16 protein-coding genes are annotated in these 14,736 nt (G+C 57.0%); 10 read left to right on the forward strand and 6 right to left on the reverse strand.

All coding sequences use genetic code 11. From position 1 onward, the window contains the following. Positions 1–41: 41 nt before the first annotated feature. Positions 42–1,061, forward strand: a complete 1,020-nt coding sequence (gene murB / locus H4N61_RS08415) for a UDP-N-acetylmuramate dehydrogenase (RefSeq protein ID WP_169193841.1) — start codon at positions 42–44, stop codon at positions 1,059–1,061. Here the strand turns inward: murB and dprA are convergent. Both dprA and plsY read right to left on the reverse strand, forming a co-directional pair. Next, a complete protein-coding gene (gene dprA, locus H4N61_RS08420; RefSeq protein WP_182395755.1) occupies positions 1,054–2,184 on the reverse strand; it encodes a DNA-processing protein DprA in 1,131 nt (376 codons plus the stop codon). The genes murB and dprA overlap by 8 nt on opposite strands. Then, positions 2,184–2,792, reverse strand: coding sequence for a glycerol-3-phosphate 1-O-acyltransferase PlsY (gene plsY / locus H4N61_RS08425; RefSeq protein WP_169193839.1), 609 nt, complete (start codon positions 2,790–2,792; stop codon positions 2,184–2,186). The genes dprA and plsY overlap by 1 nt, the downstream gene beginning before the upstream one ends. 198 nt (positions 2,793–2,990) lie before the next feature. Between plsY and rnr the strand changes: the two genes are divergently transcribed. From rnr to rpmG, 3 genes are all read left to right on the forward strand, one after another. Further along, a complete protein-coding gene (rnr, locus tag H4N61_RS08430) occupies positions 2,991–5,270 on the forward strand; it encodes a ribonuclease R (protein ID WP_182395757.1) in 2,280 nt (759 codons plus the stop codon). Positions 5,271–5,272: 2 nt separating this feature from the next. Further along, positions 5,273–5,668 (forward strand): DUF983 domain-containing protein, encoded by a 396-nt coding sequence (locus tag H4N61_RS08435; RefSeq protein WP_169193837.1) that lies wholly within the window; start codon positions 5,273–5,275, stop codon positions 5,666–5,668. Positions 5,669–5,763: 95 nt separating this feature from the next. Then, positions 5,764–5,931: a 50S ribosomal protein L33 gene (gene rpmG, locus H4N61_RS08440; RefSeq protein ID WP_046104197.1), complete on the forward strand. Its 168-nt coding sequence runs from the start codon at positions 5,764–5,766 to the stop codon at positions 5,929–5,931. 307 nt (positions 5,932–6,238) lie between these two features. On the opposite strand, the gene H4N61_RS08445 is transcribed toward rpmG, so the two are convergent. Next, entirely contained in the window at positions 6,239–7,609 is a 1,371-nt protein-coding gene (locus H4N61_RS08445) for a PleD family two-component system response regulator (RefSeq protein WP_182395759.1), read from the reverse strand. Between the two features lie 91 nt (positions 7,610–7,700). After that, positions 7,701–8,072, reverse strand: a complete 372-nt coding sequence (locus H4N61_RS08450; protein WP_169193835.1) for a response regulator — start codon at positions 8,070–8,072, stop codon at positions 7,701–7,703. Positions 8,073–8,197: 125 nt separating this feature from the next. Here H4N61_RS08450 and H4N61_RS08455 point away from each other — a divergent pair, with 125 nt between their 5' ends. From H4N61_RS08455 to H4N61_RS08480, 6 genes are all read left to right on the forward strand, one after another. Further along, on the forward strand, positions 8,198–8,476 hold the full coding sequence (locus H4N61_RS08455) for a DUF3572 family protein (RefSeq protein ID WP_182395761.1): 279 nt from the start codon (positions 8,198–8,200) through the stop codon (positions 8,474–8,476). Continuing rightward, positions 8,477–9,808, forward strand: a complete 1,332-nt coding sequence (locus H4N61_RS08460) for a DNA polymerase IV (protein WP_182395762.1) — start codon at positions 8,477–8,479, stop codon at positions 9,806–9,808. Beyond that, positions 9,805–10,266 carry a RidA family protein gene (locus H4N61_RS08465; RefSeq protein WP_169193832.1) on the forward strand — a complete coding sequence of 154 codons (462 nt, stop codon included), beginning with the start codon at positions 9,805–9,807 and terminating at the stop codon, positions 10,264–10,266. The genes H4N61_RS08460 and H4N61_RS08465 overlap by 4 nt, the downstream gene beginning before the upstream one ends. 176 nt (positions 10,267–10,442) lie before the next feature. Beyond that, positions 10,443–11,462 (forward strand): GNAT family N-acetyltransferase, encoded by a 1,020-nt coding sequence (locus H4N61_RS08470; RefSeq protein WP_248306603.1) that lies wholly within the window; start codon positions 10,443–10,445, stop codon positions 11,460–11,462. Between the two features lie 208 nt (positions 11,463–11,670). Then, positions 11,671–12,093 carry an HIT family protein gene (locus tag H4N61_RS08475; RefSeq protein WP_182395766.1) on the forward strand — a complete coding sequence of 141 codons (423 nt, stop codon included), beginning with the start codon at positions 11,671–11,673 and terminating at the stop codon, positions 12,091–12,093. A gap of 6 nt (positions 12,094–12,099) precedes the next feature. Continuing rightward, on the forward strand, positions 12,100–12,747 hold the full coding sequence (locus H4N61_RS08480; RefSeq protein ID WP_182395768.1) for a YoaK family protein: 648 nt from the start codon (positions 12,100–12,102) through the stop codon (positions 12,745–12,747). Here the strand turns inward: H4N61_RS08480 and H4N61_RS08485 are convergent. Further along, positions 12,744–14,225 carry a SulP family inorganic anion transporter gene (locus H4N61_RS08485; protein ID WP_182395770.1) on the reverse strand — a complete coding sequence of 494 codons (1,482 nt, stop codon included), beginning with the start codon at positions 14,223–14,225 and terminating at the stop codon, positions 12,744–12,746. The two genes, H4N61_RS08480 and H4N61_RS08485, sit on opposite strands and share 4 nt — an antisense overlap. A gap of 115 nt (positions 14,226–14,340) precedes the next feature. Beyond that, on the reverse strand, positions 14,341–14,586 hold the full coding sequence (locus H4N61_RS08490; protein ID WP_169193827.1) for a DUF2798 domain-containing protein: 246 nt from the start codon (positions 14,584–14,586) through the stop codon (positions 14,341–14,343). Between the last annotated feature and the right edge of the window lie 150 nt (positions 14,587–14,736).

Below are 14,736 nucleotides of genomic sequence, written 5' to 3' on the forward strand. Positions count from 1 at the left end.
GTCTTGCCCTCGGGGCCCGAACAATGATTTTTAGGCCCGCAATGACTGAAATTCATGACCGCTTGATTCCCAATTTCGACCTGACCCATCGCAACACTTTAGCGCTGCGCTCCAGCTCGAGTTTCGGCATCGAAATCACCGATATCGACGACTTGCCTGCGCTTTTTGCGCACGCCAACACATCGGGCATCGCTGTCCAAGTGCTTGGCGGCGGGTCCAATGTGGTACTCGCTCCGCGCTTTGAGGGCATCACCGCCGTCATTGCCCTTAAGGGGCGCCAGCTTGTTGAAGAAACAGAAACACACATCGTGGTTGAGGCGGCCGCCGGTGAAAATTGGCATGACTTCGTCGCATTCACCGTAGGCCTCGGTTTCGGCGGGCTTGAGAATCTAGCGGGCATTCCAGGCACCGCAGGCGCGGCTCCGGTCCAGAACATTGGTGCTTATGGCGCCGAACTGGCTGATAGTTTCCTCGAATTGTCGGCTTGGGATCGGCAAACCGGCACCACGCGCACCTTCTCAAAAGAAGAGTGCAAGTTCGCCTATCGCCATTCCGTCTTTAAAGAAGAGCCCAATCGTTATGTTGTGCTCGCAATTCGCTTGGGACTAGCCAAGGCTTGGCGCGCCAACCTCGGCTTCGCTGGGCTCTCGGATTTGTCCGAAACTCCGCTGGTGACGCCTGCAATCGTCATGGAACGGGTCGTTGCCCTACGCAACTCAAAGCTGCCCGACTACCGCACCGAACCCAATGCAGGCTCCTTTTTCCAAAACCCCATCGTTGGACGCGATGCCGCGGCTCCGGTTTTGGCCGAGTTTCCAACAGCACCGAACTTTCCGCAGTCCGATGGTCGCACAAAGTTATCAGCGGGCTGGTTGATCGAAAAAACGGGGCTTAAGGGCTACAAGCTCGGGCCGGTTGGTATTTCCGAGCGCCACGCATTGGTTGTGGTCAACCACGCCCATGGCGAACAGGCCGATGTGGCCAAATTGGCTGAACACGTCAAAACCGAAGTTAAAAACCGCTTTGGTATCCAGCTCCACGAAGAGCCGATTTTCACATAAAACGAAGAGCGACCAACTGGCCGCTCGACCATTCGATTTCGCCAGCAATGTCGAGTTCGAGCAGCAGCATTTGTAGCGCGGCGGGCGACACCTCGATCTGGGCCAGAATATCATCAACTGGGGTGGGCACGACGGATAGTGCCTGCCTCAGCCGTGCACGCACATCCTCGCCCGGTTCAACATCGTCTACCCCCGTAAAGTCAGGGTGCCATTCCGGCTCGAAGAGGGCTGTCCGGACCGGATCAAAGTCTTGCAGAACCTCGACAATGTCTTGCGCGCAACTGACCAGCCGCGCACCCTGTTGGATGAGCAAATTTCCGCCCTCAGCGCGCGGATCAAGCGGAGACCCCGGCACTGCAAAGACGTCACGGTTTTGCTCCAAGGCTAGGCGCGCGGTGATCAGCGAACCTGACCGCTTGGCGGCTTCGACAACGACGACGCCCAACGACAGCCCAGAAACCAAACGATTACGTCTCGGAAAATCCTGCGCCCTAGGCTCCCAACCCATTGGCATTTCGCTGACCAGCGCCCCGCCACCATCGACTATCTTTTCAGCCAACTGAAGGTGCTCGCGCGGATAGATCCGATCCAAGCCGCCCGCCAACACGCCGACTGTGCCGGTTTCAAGAGCCGCCCAATGTGCCGCCGCATCAATGCCTCGGGCCAGTCCAGAAACGACGGTGAAACCTGCCTGTCCTAAACCTTCCGTAAGCAGCCGCGTCATTTTTATGCCTGCCGACGAAGCGTTGCGCGCCCCAACAATGCCCGCTGTGCGTTGCCAATTAAGTTTCTCCCCACCGTGAACAGTGAGAACCGGCGGCGCACCGCCAATGTGGCTGAGGAGATTGGGATAGTCGCTATCCCCCTCAATCACCAAACGCGCCCTGAGCCGCTCTATATCGGCAAACTCGTCTTCGGCGCGCGCCAGCGTACACGCGACCATGGGCCGGCCGGCGCGCTTCGCAATTTGAGGGAGTGCTTTGAGGGCCGCTTCCGCTGAGCCAAATCGGCTAAGAAGCTGGAGAAACGTGATCGGGCCAATATTATCCGTACGGATAAGTCTGAGTATGGCCAGTCTTTGCGCCGGAGAGGGGTTTCTATCCCCTTCCCGGCGCCAAGTCATCAAGCAGGCTTTTTGCTTCCGCCGATCTTGGGCTCCGTGCCGTTAATCAGACGTGCGATGTTTTCACGATGCTGGAAGAACAAGAGCAGCGCCAAAATCAGCACCACAATCGCCAGCCCTGCGCCCACGAACAGATAGGCAAAGATCGGGGCTGTTGCAGCGGCGGTTAGCGCCGCCAGCGACGAGATTTTGCGAACATAGGCCAGCAGCAACCAAACAGCGCAGAAAATCAGCCCCACCGGCCACGCGAGAGCCAGAAGCGAGCCAATCATGACCGCAACGCCCTTGCCACCCTTAAAACCGAGCCAAACAGGAAAACAGTGCCCGAAGAAAGCACCAACAGCGGCAATGCGTGCAGCGTCTTCACCCCAAAAGTGGCGCGCAAGCAGAATAGGAACAACTGCCTTCAATGCGTCCAGAATGAGGGTCAGCGCGGCAATCTTCTTATTCCCGGTGCGCAACACATTCGTCGCGCCGATATTGCCAGAGCCGATCTGACGAATATCGCCAAGCCCCGCCGCACGGGTCAGGATCAGCCCAAATGGAATCGAGCCAAACAAATATCCCAAGCCGACGGCATAAAAGAGGGTGAGAATTTCAGCGGACATACACGCGCTCTCGCAGTTTCGTTAACCAACACCTAACCTTTGAAAGTCGCGGTTCACAAGGGGTAGAGGCCCGTTTTACCGGGACTGATAAGCGCTGCCGGGGTCGCACTCGGCACTTATTGCCCAGCAAATCACCCGTATGCGTTGGAAAACCACCCTTATTCGCCTACATAGGGAGCAACTCCCAAAGAATAGACCATGGCCAAGACACCAAAAGCAAAAAACACATCCGGCCCAAAGCGCTCCCGTCAGCCCGCCGCCGATGCCTTGCCGACCAAGGAACAGATCCTAGAAGCATTGGCGCAGGAAGACGATATTAAGGGCAAGCGCGATCTGGCCAAAGTTTTTGGCATTCGCGGCGACATGCGTCGGCCATTTAAAAGACTGCTCTCTGACCTTGAGGGTGAAGGCGTCATCACGCGCACCCGCAAGGCGCTGCGCCGTACCGCCGCCCTGCCCCATGTAACCGTCCTCGACATTCCGACGGACGCAGACCCAGACAACCTCCACGCCTTCCCAGCGCAGTGGAACCCGGAAGAAGGTGAAATCCCACGCGTTCGCGTGTTGGTGGATTCGCATTCTCGCGTTGCACCCGCTCCAGGCGACCGCATCTTGGCCCGCATTGACGCTGGCGAAGACATTGTGCCCGATTACACCGCTAAGCCGATGAAGGTGCTCGACAAGCCCCGTCGCGGCCACATCGGTATTGTCCGCATGGATGAGGAAGGCGCTCGTCTCATTCCGGTTGATCGCAAGCAGAAAGAAATGCGTATCCCGCTTGGCGACCTTGGCGATGCCTCAGACGGCGATCTCGTAGAGGTCGACGTTAAGCTCTCCGGGCGCCTGATGATCCCGCGTGCTCGCGTCACCACCGTCATCGGCAATCCAAAGTCCGAAGGCGCGGTGTCGCTGATTGCAATCCACAATCTCGATATTCCCAACAAGTGGCCCGCCTCTGTCACCCGCGAAGCAGAAGAGGCCGAGGAAGCAACGCTCAAGGGCCGTGAAGACTGGCGCGACTTGCCGCTGGTTACCATCGACCCACCAGACGCCAAGGACCATGATGACGCGGTTCACGCTGTGCTCGATACCGATCCAGCCAATCCTGGCGGCTATGTCGTCACTGTCGCGATTGCCGACGTTGCAGCTTATGTCCGCCCAGGGACCTCGCTCGATCGCGAAGCCTATCTGCGCGGCAATTCGGTCTATTTCCCGGATCGGGTCGTGCCCATGCTGCCCGAGCGCATCTCCAATGAGCTCTGCTCGCTCAAGCAAGGCGAGTCGCGCGCGGCCATGGCCGTTCGTATGGTCCTCGACGCTGGCGGTCGGAAGACGAGCCACAGCTTCCATCGCATTCTTATGCGCTCAGCAGCTAAACTCAGCTACCAGCGGGCACAGGCGGCCATTGACGGCAATCCGGACGATCAGACGGGGCCTTTGCTGGAGCCGATCCTCAAGCCTCTGTGGATGGCCTACGGCGCCATGTCAGAAGCACGCGATGCCCGTGGCCCCCTCGACCTTGACCTGCCCGAACGCAAAATCAAGCTCGACAAGACCGGCATGGTCGCGGACATTTTCATCCCTGAGCGTCTCGATGCGCATCGTCTCATCGAAGAGATGATGATTGCGGCCAACGTCGCTGCTGCCGAAACGCTGGAGCAGAAGCGCACTGAGCTGCTCTATCGCGTTCACGATGAACCATCGTCCGAAAAACTCCACGCGCTGCGCGAGTTCTTGGGCAGCCTCGATATCAGCGTCAAGAAGGCCGACAACATCCGCGCTGTCGATTTCAACCGCATCCTCGGCAAGGCCCGCGACATGGGCAATATCGAGCAAGTGTCGGAAATGGTGTTGCGCTCCCAGGCTCAGGCTGAGTACTCCAAGGAGAACTACGGCCACTTTGGGCTCAATCTCGACCGCTACGCCCACTTCACCTCGCCCATCCGCCGCTATGCCGATTTGATCGTGCACCGAGCGCTTATCCGCGCTTTGGGCCTTGGTGACGATGGGATGACGGATCAGGAGCAGACCAAGCTCAGTGGCATTGCTCAGCACATTTCGACGACTGAGCGCCGCGCCATGTTGGCGGAACGCGAAACTTCCGATCGTCTGCTTGCGCAATTTCTTTCGGAGCGGATCGGCGCACGCTTTGAGGGTCGTGTCTCCGGCATCACCCGCTCAGGCCTCTTCGTAAAATTGATCGAGACCGGTGCCGATGGCTTTATTCCTGCCTCGACACTTGGCAAGGACTACTATCGCTACGTCGAAGAACGCCAGGCGATGGTTGGCGAGCGCACAGGCGAAAGCTTCACGCTTGGCGACCGAGTCGAAGTTCGCCTCGTCGAAGCCTCCCCCGTGGCCGGCTCATTGCGCTTTGAGTTGCTTTCTGAGGGCAAGCGCGGCAATAAGCCGCCTACACGCCCCCTGCGTAAGGGCGCATCTAATAGCTTCGGCCCCAAGGGACGCAGAAAGAGGTAGTCATGACTGAAAACAGCGCAGTTCTTCCCGAACGTACCGTTGGTCAGGCCATGTGGCGTGGCGCGTTATGTCGTTGCCCGCACTGTGGCAAGGGCAAGATGTTCGCCGGCTATCTCAAAGTTGCAAACGAATGCAATGTTTGCGGCGAGGAACTCAGACATCACCGTGCTGACGACCTGCCTCCCTACGTCGCGATCACCATCGTGGGCCACATTATCGTCTTCCTGATGTTGCACCTCGACATGACCCATCAGATCCAGCCCATCACCTATGTGCTGACGATGATTCCGCTCGCAATCGTTCTTCCCCTGATTATGCTTCCCTCCATTAAGGGTGCAATTGTAGGCCTACAGTGGTCTTTGCGCATGTATGGCTTTGGAACAGGTCAGAAGGACTGACGCCAACACTTGACTTTCGACCGCAAATTAGTAGTTTGCGGCCAAATTCGGCGCTGCCCTGCTGCAGCGCTTTCGCTTTGTGAAGGACCACAATCATGGCTAAGGCCGCCACTATCAAGATCAAGCTCGTCTCGACGGCCGACACCGGCTTCTTCTACGTGACCAAGAAGAACGCACGTACCCAGACTGAAAAGCTCGCTTTCAAGAAGTACGATCCAGTTGTCCGCAAGCACGTGGAATTCAAGGAAGCCAAGATCAAGTAATCTGGCTATTCCTTATCGGAATAAACAAAGCCCCGCAGTTTCTGCGGGGCTTTTGTTTTGCGCTGTTGGATTAAAAAGAAGAGGTGGCTGGTTCGGGATACAACGACAACAAGGCCACTCTGTGCGTCACCGAACCAGCCGTCCCAGGGCGACTCAGGAGTTGCGGCGGACCTGAGATATGCCTAGGGAACTTCACGGGTATAGATGCGCTAAATCACGCCCTAACCGTCATGAAGACCCTAGCGCCTCACTGGCTGAGGGCCAATGAGTTCTTACCGTTAATTATAACAGCTAACCCTAACGGGACTTACGCCGCGTCGACCATGACGCGGTTGCGACCTGCGTGCTTGGCCCTATAGAGCGCCACGTCAGCCCGCTTGATGATGACCTCCGGCGTATCATCCATGTTCTCATAGAGCGCCATGCCGATGGATATGGTGATCGAGATAGGACGGCTCAGGCCAACCTCAAATGGACGGTCAGCAACCGCCTCACGCACGCGCTCTGCCACCAATTCCGCTACGCGAACGTCTGTGTCCGGCATCAGCACCAAGAACTCTTCACCGCCAAAACGGCACGCCATATCGACGCCACGAAGATTGCGGCGCAACCGCGCTGCGAATTCACGGATCACCGCATCGCCAACGTCATGACCATAGTTGTCGTTGACCGACTTGAAGTGATCGATGTCGAGGATCATCACCGCAACATCGCGCTCTTGCTCAAGCGACTTCGCCATCACGAGGCTCATGTGCCGATCAAAATAGCGACGATTGTAGAGGCCCGTCAGCTCATCGGTTATCGCAAGAGCGATGGTGGAATTGACACTGTCTCGAAGAACGTCCGCGTAGCGTTGGCGGCGGATCTGGGTGCGCACCCGCGCCATCAGTTCGCTGCGTTCAACAGGGCGCGATATATAGTCGTTGATCCCCAGATCCAGCCCACGCACGACCTTGGGCTTGTCCGCCTCATCGGCCATCAAAATAATGGGCAGGCCACGGGCTTGATCAACCGTACGAATTTGCGAGCACACACGGAGCGGATCGAAGTCCTTGAGGCTCATGCTGACCAAGGCCAGCTCATAACTGCCACCAGCGACTTGGAACACCGCGTCCATAGGCTCGGTGAGAATTTCGACACGATGCTCAGCTTGCAGATAGCCTGCAATGCGCTCCGCATGACGGCGATCGGTATCAACGATCAAGATCGAGCCATCTTTAGCGGAAATAGAGTTCATCGCCTGCAGCGCATCTTCGGCTGCAATCTGCTGGCTGGTTTGCGCCCGAGCCCGCAGCTCATCGGTCAGCGATTTGAGCCGCACCAGGCTCTTTACGCGCGCCAGAAGCTGCGTGTCATCCACAGGCTTTGACAGGAAATCATCAGCTCCGGCGTCGAGCCCCTGCACCCGATCCGAGGTCTGATCGAGTGCTGTGATCATCAGCACAGGCACGTGCTGCGTCTTAGGGTCAGCTTTCAGCCGACGGCAGACCTCAAAGCCATCCATCTCAGGCATCATCACGTCCAAAAGGACGATGTCGATATCTTGCTCTTGGCAGATGGCGAGCGCTTTCGCGCCCGAATTGGCCGTAACCACGTCGTAATATTCAGCCAGCAGCCGCGCTTCGAGCAGCTTCACATTCGTTGGAATGTCATCGACGATAAGTACGCGCGCGGTCAAACCACTACCCCAGATAAATGCGACCCACGAACAAGCTCCCCCCGTTCGTGTCGAGCCACTAAAACCTCGCTAGATTTCCCTGCAAGGAAAATCAGGCTGGCCCAATATAACCGGCAATGGTTTCCAGAAAGTGAGACACGGAGATTGGCTTAGAAATGTATCCCTCGCAGCCGCCCTGAAGAATTCGCTCTTCATCGCCCTTCATGGCGAAAGCAGTGACCGCGACAACTGGGATATGCGCCAGTTCTTCATCGTCCTTAAGCCACTTAGTGACAACAAGGCCCGAAACCTCTGGCAGTTGGATATCCATCAAGATCAGATCAGGCATATGCGCACGCGCCAAATCGAGCGCTTCGACGCCATTGCGAGTCTGGATGACCGTGTATCCACGCGACTCCAGAAGATCGTTGAAGAGCTTCATATTCAGCTCATTGTCTTCGACGATCATCACAGACTTAGGCATATTCCCTCACTTGGGTACAAACTACGCACCCCAAAAACGGTGGCTGAACGCTGCTCGGTTCTTCGCTTCGCCACGCACATCAGCTAGCATTGAAACCGTTACAAAAAACCAAATGAGGCCGGACGGTGCCGATTTCTGAGCGCGTTACCCCAGATTTGTCGAGCACAGCCGACGCCTGCCTAGCCTATCTGGCCGAGCATCCCGAAGAGCTTTTGGCATTTATGCAGCATGCAGGCATCGACCCACAGGCTTTACGCAATGCCGTCGGCACGAAAATGCTGCAACATGGGCTTATCGACTATTTTGCATCAAACGAAGCGATTCTGCTCGCCCTATGCGCGAACACCGGGATGACGCCGGAGAACTTCATGCGCATTTGGCACAAGCTTAATCCCGAGGGATAGATGAGCGCTTGGCTTTGTCGCGATTGCCTGAGCACCGGAGCGGCAGCAGCAGCCCCCAATCGCTGCCCTCGCTGCGGCTCGCCGCGCATTCGTAGCCACGCCGAGCTGTTTGACCTTTCCATCGCCCACGTCGACTGCGACGCATTTTATGCGTCAGTGGAGAAACGCGACGACCCCTCGCTGCGTGACAAGCCGCTGATCATCGGCGGGGGCACGCGCGGCGTCGTCTCCACATGCTGCTACATTGCCCGCCAGTCGGGGGTGCGCTCGGCTATGCCGATGTTCAAGGCCCTGCAGCTCTGCCCCGACGCCGTTGTCATAAAACCCAACATGGCCAAATATGTTGCCGTCAGCCGAGAAATTCGCACGCTGATGGATACAATGACGCCAGTGGTGGAGCCCTTGTCGATTGACGAAGCGTTTCTCGACCTCACCGGAACTACGGCGCTACACAAAGCGCCTCCAGCTGTCATGCTGGCCAAGTTCGCCAAAGCTGTTTCGGATCAGATGGGCGTCACCATCTCGGTCGGCCTAAGCCATAACAAATTCTTGGCTAAAATCGCATCCGACCTCGATAAACCGCGGGGCTTCGCTGTTATTGGGGCGGAGGAGACGCTAAGCTTTCTGCATGACAAGCCGATCAGCATTATCTTTGGCGTCGGCAAGGTTTTCGCGGAAACGCTTCAACGCGATGGCTATTACACCATCGGCCAGCTGCAGGCAGAAGACCCGCACCGGCTCATGCGGCTTTACGGAGAATCGGGCGCGCGCCTGTCGCGCCTTGCCCAAGGTCAGGATGCCCGAAAAGTCTCGACGGACCGCTCGATGAAGTCGGTGTCATCAGAATCCACCTTCCACCACGACCTCTCCGATATAGAGGCACTCTCAACAGAGCTTTTGCAGTGCTGTGAGCGACTTTCGGAACGGCTCAAAACCAAAAATCTGGTGGGTGATACCGTTACCCTAAAGCTCAAAACAGCTGGATTTAAGTTGCGAAGCCGCGCGCGACACCTGATGATGCCCACACAGCTGGCCAATGTCCTCTACGAGAACGGCCTGAGCCTGATGCAGAAGGAGGTGGATGGAACCGCATTCCGCCTCATTGGCATTGGCATTTCAGGGCTCGACGAGGCCACTGGCATCGACCCGATTGACCTCCTTGAGCCCCAAGTGGCGCGCAAGGCGGCAGCTGAAAGGGCCATGGATCGTGTTCGATCCAAATTTGGCCGAACCGCGGTTATGCGCGGAAAACTCTATAATGCTCGCACCGGCACGCCGCCGGAGGCGAGTTCGGAACAAGAAGCAGACGACTTGGAAGGCAAGATCAGATGACCACCCCCATCGAGAAGCTCCGCGAATATGGCTACGAACTTCCTGCCCCAAAGGCACCAGTGGCCAGCTATGCCCCTGTCGTTCGCACTGGCAATTTGCTGTTCATCTCCGGCCAAATTTCCAGCGACGCCAATGGCATCGTCCAGGGCCTGCTTGGCGACACGATGAATGTGGTTCAGGGCGGCAATGCTGCGGAGCTCTGCGCCGTCAATATTCTGGCCCACATCGTCCACTCGGCCGGCATTGCGCTGGAAGACGTCAAGCGCGTCGTCAAGCTGACCGTTCTGGTCGCTTCGACACCTGACTTCACCGAACAGCACCTCGTCGCCAATGGCGCGTCCAACCTCTTCGTCGGCGTGTTTGGCGAGAAAGTCAGCACCCATGCTCGTGCCGCCTTCGGCGTAACCTCGCTGCCGCTCGGCGCAGCTGTCGAAATCGACGCCGTAATCGAAGTCTAAATTTGCATTTCATTTAAGTTTCAAGGGGCTGGGTAGCGCGAGACGCACCTGGTCCTTTGCTTTCCCTTGAAGCTCCGGCCTGCAGATAGCATATTCAAACATAAGCAATTTGAGACGTGGAGTGCGGCGTGAGCTTGAACGAATTCTCGGCGCACATTCACCCCACGACAGCCAGCATTCCAGCCGATGTCTGGAACAGCCTTGTGCCCTCAACCAATGGCGTTGTGGACAATCCCTTTCTCGACCACGCTTTCTTTCTGGCGCTGGAGCAATCCAACTGCGCCACAGCGGAAACCGGCTGGTTACCGCAGCACATTGTGTTGCAGGACCAGAACAGCGCGCCAATCGGGCTTATGCCGTTGTTTTTAAAATCCCATTCCATGGGCGAATATGTCTTCGACCACGGCTGGGCTGACGCCTTGGAACGTGCTGGCGGGAAATATTATCCCAAGCTTCAGGGTTCTGTACCTTTCACGCCAGCAACAGCGCCTAAGCTATTGGTTCCGAATGGTGATTTGGATGCGCAGGCCGCCCTACTGCAAACCGCACAGCAGTTGACGCACCGCCTCAACGCCTCCTCCACCCACCTCACCTTCGTACCCGAGAGCGAAGCCGAATTGGCGGGCAATTTGGGCTGGCTCCGGCGCACTGACACGCAATTTCATTGGTTCAATCGCGGTTACGAGAGTTTCGACCACTTCTTGGAAACATTGGCGTCCCGTAAGCGCAAAACCATCCGCCGCGAACGCAACGATGCCCTAGCCGATGGCCTGACTGCCCGTTGGCTAACCGGCTCGGACATTAAAGAGCACCATTGGGACGCCTTCTACGATTTCTATGAAGACACTGGTGCGCGCAAATGGGGGCGGCCTTATCTCAATCGCGAGTTCTTCTCGCGTCTGGGCGAGACCATGGCCGACCGCATCCTGCTCATCTTCGCCTATGACGGCGATGAATCAATTGCCGGCGCGATCAACTTCATCGGCAAGGACACGCTTTACGGCCGCAACTGGGGCGCCACGCGTGACGTGCCCTTCCTGCACTTCGAGATCTGCTACTACCAAGCCATTGATTTCGCGATACAACACCGCCTCGCGGTGGTGGATGACTTCCTCATTCATGAGCGAAAAGCGGTGCTGCGATCTCAGATCGAGTTAGAAGAATACACCCCGTTTCGCAAAGGCGAGCGGCAGTAGTATCCCGCTCCTCCGAGCGATCCAGATCGCCCCGCATCGCGCTGGATTGCCCGATCATGTCGGGCAATGACGGAGGTGGAGGACAGAGGGAGGATGGGTAAGGGCGTGCGAACTGATCCTTGCCAGTCCCCTTTGCTAAAGCCCCTTCCCTCAAGCCGCAACGCCCGCCTACATAGAACCAAACGCTTCACTGCACAGAGTCTTCGTCATGACCTACGATCCAACCAATATTTTCGCCAAGATCCTCAAGGGCGAGATGCCGTGCCACAAGGTCTATGAGGATGAGACCGCGCTGGTGATGATGGATATTTTTCCGCAAGCCAAGGGTCACACGCTGGTCATCCCGAAGGCTCCAAGCCGTAACCTACTCGACGCCGATCCTGCTGCGCTCTCGGCCGTGATACCACTGGTTCAGCGCGTCGCCAATGCGGTGAAAACCGTGACCACTGCCGACGGTATTCGCCTTGCGCAGTTCAATGAGGCACCGGCTGGGCAAACCGTCTTCCACCTGCATTTCCACGTTATTCCAGCCTATGAAGGCCAAGCCCTAGGTGCCCATGCCTCGGGACGCGGCGATGATGTAGAACTGGCCGAATTGGCAAAAACCATCGGCGCAAGGCTCTCTGCGTAAACACCAATGACTCCGGCGAAACACCTCATCCTCGGAATGGTGCTGACCGGAGCCGCAGGATTAGTCGACATTGTCGGCTTTATCGAACTGGGCGGCTATTTTACGAGCTTCATGAGCGGCAACACCACGCAAGGGGCTGCCGCTCTCTTTAACGGCGAATATTCGGTCCTCGCCCTGACCTTGACGCTCATCGCGCTTTTCTTCTTGGGCAGCACCATTGCGACGTTTCTGGCCACAGCACAGACTCGATGGTCCTCAACTTTGGTTACCGGCTTCACCGCTTTAGCCGTCGCAGCGGCGCTCGGCCTCATGGTGGCAGGCATTCCACCCGAACAATCTCTTTTGCTGTTATCGCTGGCCGCTGGCGCGCAAAACGCCATTCTCCCCGCACGTGGCACGGTGCGCCTCGGTGCCACCTTCGTCACTGGAACGCTCTATGTGGCGGGCCAGGATTTGGCTCTTGCACTTCGCGGAAAAAGCCCCAAATGGCGCTGGCTGCAACACATCGCCATTTGGTTCGCCTTATTTGGCGGCGCAGCATTGGGGGCTTGGTTCTATAGCCACATGGGCATCCGAACCCTGTTCATCGCCCTAGCGGTCTATAGCGCCTTCTTCCTTGCCCAAACAATCCGCGCCAACCGGTCCCGACATTAGTTTTCGAGCAAAATGTCTGGATTTTTGGTGTGCTTCGCGCCCAACTCATCGACGATGGTCGCGCTGGCTTTATTCATCCCCGAGATTTGAACCTGCGTGCCAAGGGAACGGAATTTGGCCACGACCTTATCGATGCTGGCGACGCTGGAAATATCCCAGATATGAGCATGGGTGAGATCGATCACCACGCGTTCCAGTTTTTCGGTGAAATCAAAGGCCCCGACAAAACGCTCCGCTGAGGCAAAGAAGAGCTGGCCTTCGACGTGATAGACCCGCGTGGTCTGGTCGGCACTCAATTCCGAACGCACTCCAAAAATCTGCGCGATTTTCCAGGCGAAAAACACTCCCGATAACAAGACCCCAACCACGACGCCAATGGCGAGGTTATGGGTGTAAAGCACCACAGCAACCGTCGCGAGCATGACAATCGAGGAGGACCGCGGATGATCCTTCAAATTACGCACTGACCGCCAATCAAACGTCTCAATCGACACCATGATCATGATAGCCACAAGCGCAGGCATGGGGATAACTTTGAGCAAGTCCCCCGCAGCGACCAACAAAACCAGCAGGTAGAACCCTGCAAGGAATGTCGATAGGCGGCCACGGCCACCGGAGCGAACGTTAATCCCGGACTGACCAATCATGGCACATCCGGCCATGCCGCCGAAAAATGCCGACACAATGTTGGCAATGCCCTGTCCGAAAGTTTCCTGACGTTTTGAGGAATTCGTATCGGTTTCCTCATCGATAATCTGTGCCGTCATCAGGCTTTCGAGCAAGCCAACAGCCGCCACGCCCACCGAATAAGGCAGGATGATCAGGAGGGTTTCGAGGCTTAGCGGGACATCGGGAATGAGTATATTTGGCAAGGCATTAGGCAACTCACCAATGTCTCCGACATAGCGAATGTCGAAGCCCGCGAAATAGGCCACCACCCCAATGATGAGAATTGTTGCCAGCGGCGATGGGATCGCCGTGGTCAGGCGCGGGAACAGATAGATGATGACCAGCGATACCGCGATCAGCGGATAGGTGAGCCACGGCACACCCACGAGATGGGGCATTTGCGCCATAAAAATCATGATGGCGAGGGCATTTACAAAGCCGGACATGACCGACTTCGAAACGAACCTCATGACGTTTTGCAGGTTCAACCACCCGGCGACCAACTGCAGAACCCCTGCCAAAATAGTGGCCGCCAGCAGATAATTGAGCCCGTGATCGCGCACCAGCGACCCCATCAGGACCGCTGTCGCCGCCGTCGCTGCCGAGATCATCGCCGGACGCCCGCCTAAAAACGCGATGACGATGGAAATCACCACCGACGCGTATAGTCCGACCTTCGGATCAACGCCAGCAATCATCGAAAACGCAATGGCTTCAGGGACTAGCGCGAGCGCAACGACCAGACCAGACAAGAGGTCCGCCCGCACATCCCGCACCCATTCGGCGCGGTAGTTGGCAAAATTAAACATGCAAAAACCGGATTGGCCCGAGGGCAGAAGACGAGAATTTGCCCCGCTTATACGGTCGAGCCAGCGCCCACACAAACAAAAAAGCCGGAGCAGAGCCCCGGCTTTCCTAGCAAAATTAGTGCTGCGGAGCAGCGCCACCCTGCTTGTGCGGCGGGGCGAACTTGAATGCAATTTTGAACGCGATCGGGTTGATAATGCGGGTCCAGATGAATGCCAGCGGCCAAGCGATGAAAAACATTTTTGGCCAATGGCTTAGGAAGTCTGTTCCGGCAGTAATAAAGCCGAGCGAACCCGACATCACAAAGGCCATCATGAAGGTCATGCTCAGCTGCAGAACCAGAGTTGTCTTTTTCGGAAGCATGCGCCTCTCCAATACAAAATGCACCAGCCCGGACCTAGGCCCTTGCCGTGCAAACTAAAAATCTAATGGAGCCGTTGGGACGCAGTGCGACGAGTACTGCAAAAGCAGCGCCGGGATACCCAACCGGCGACCTCAATATCGGCAGAGGGC

The sequence above is a fragment of the Devosia sp. MC521 genome (assembly GCF_014127105.1).
Classification (GTDB): domain Bacteria; phylum Pseudomonadota; class Alphaproteobacteria; order Rhizobiales; family Devosiaceae; genus Devosia.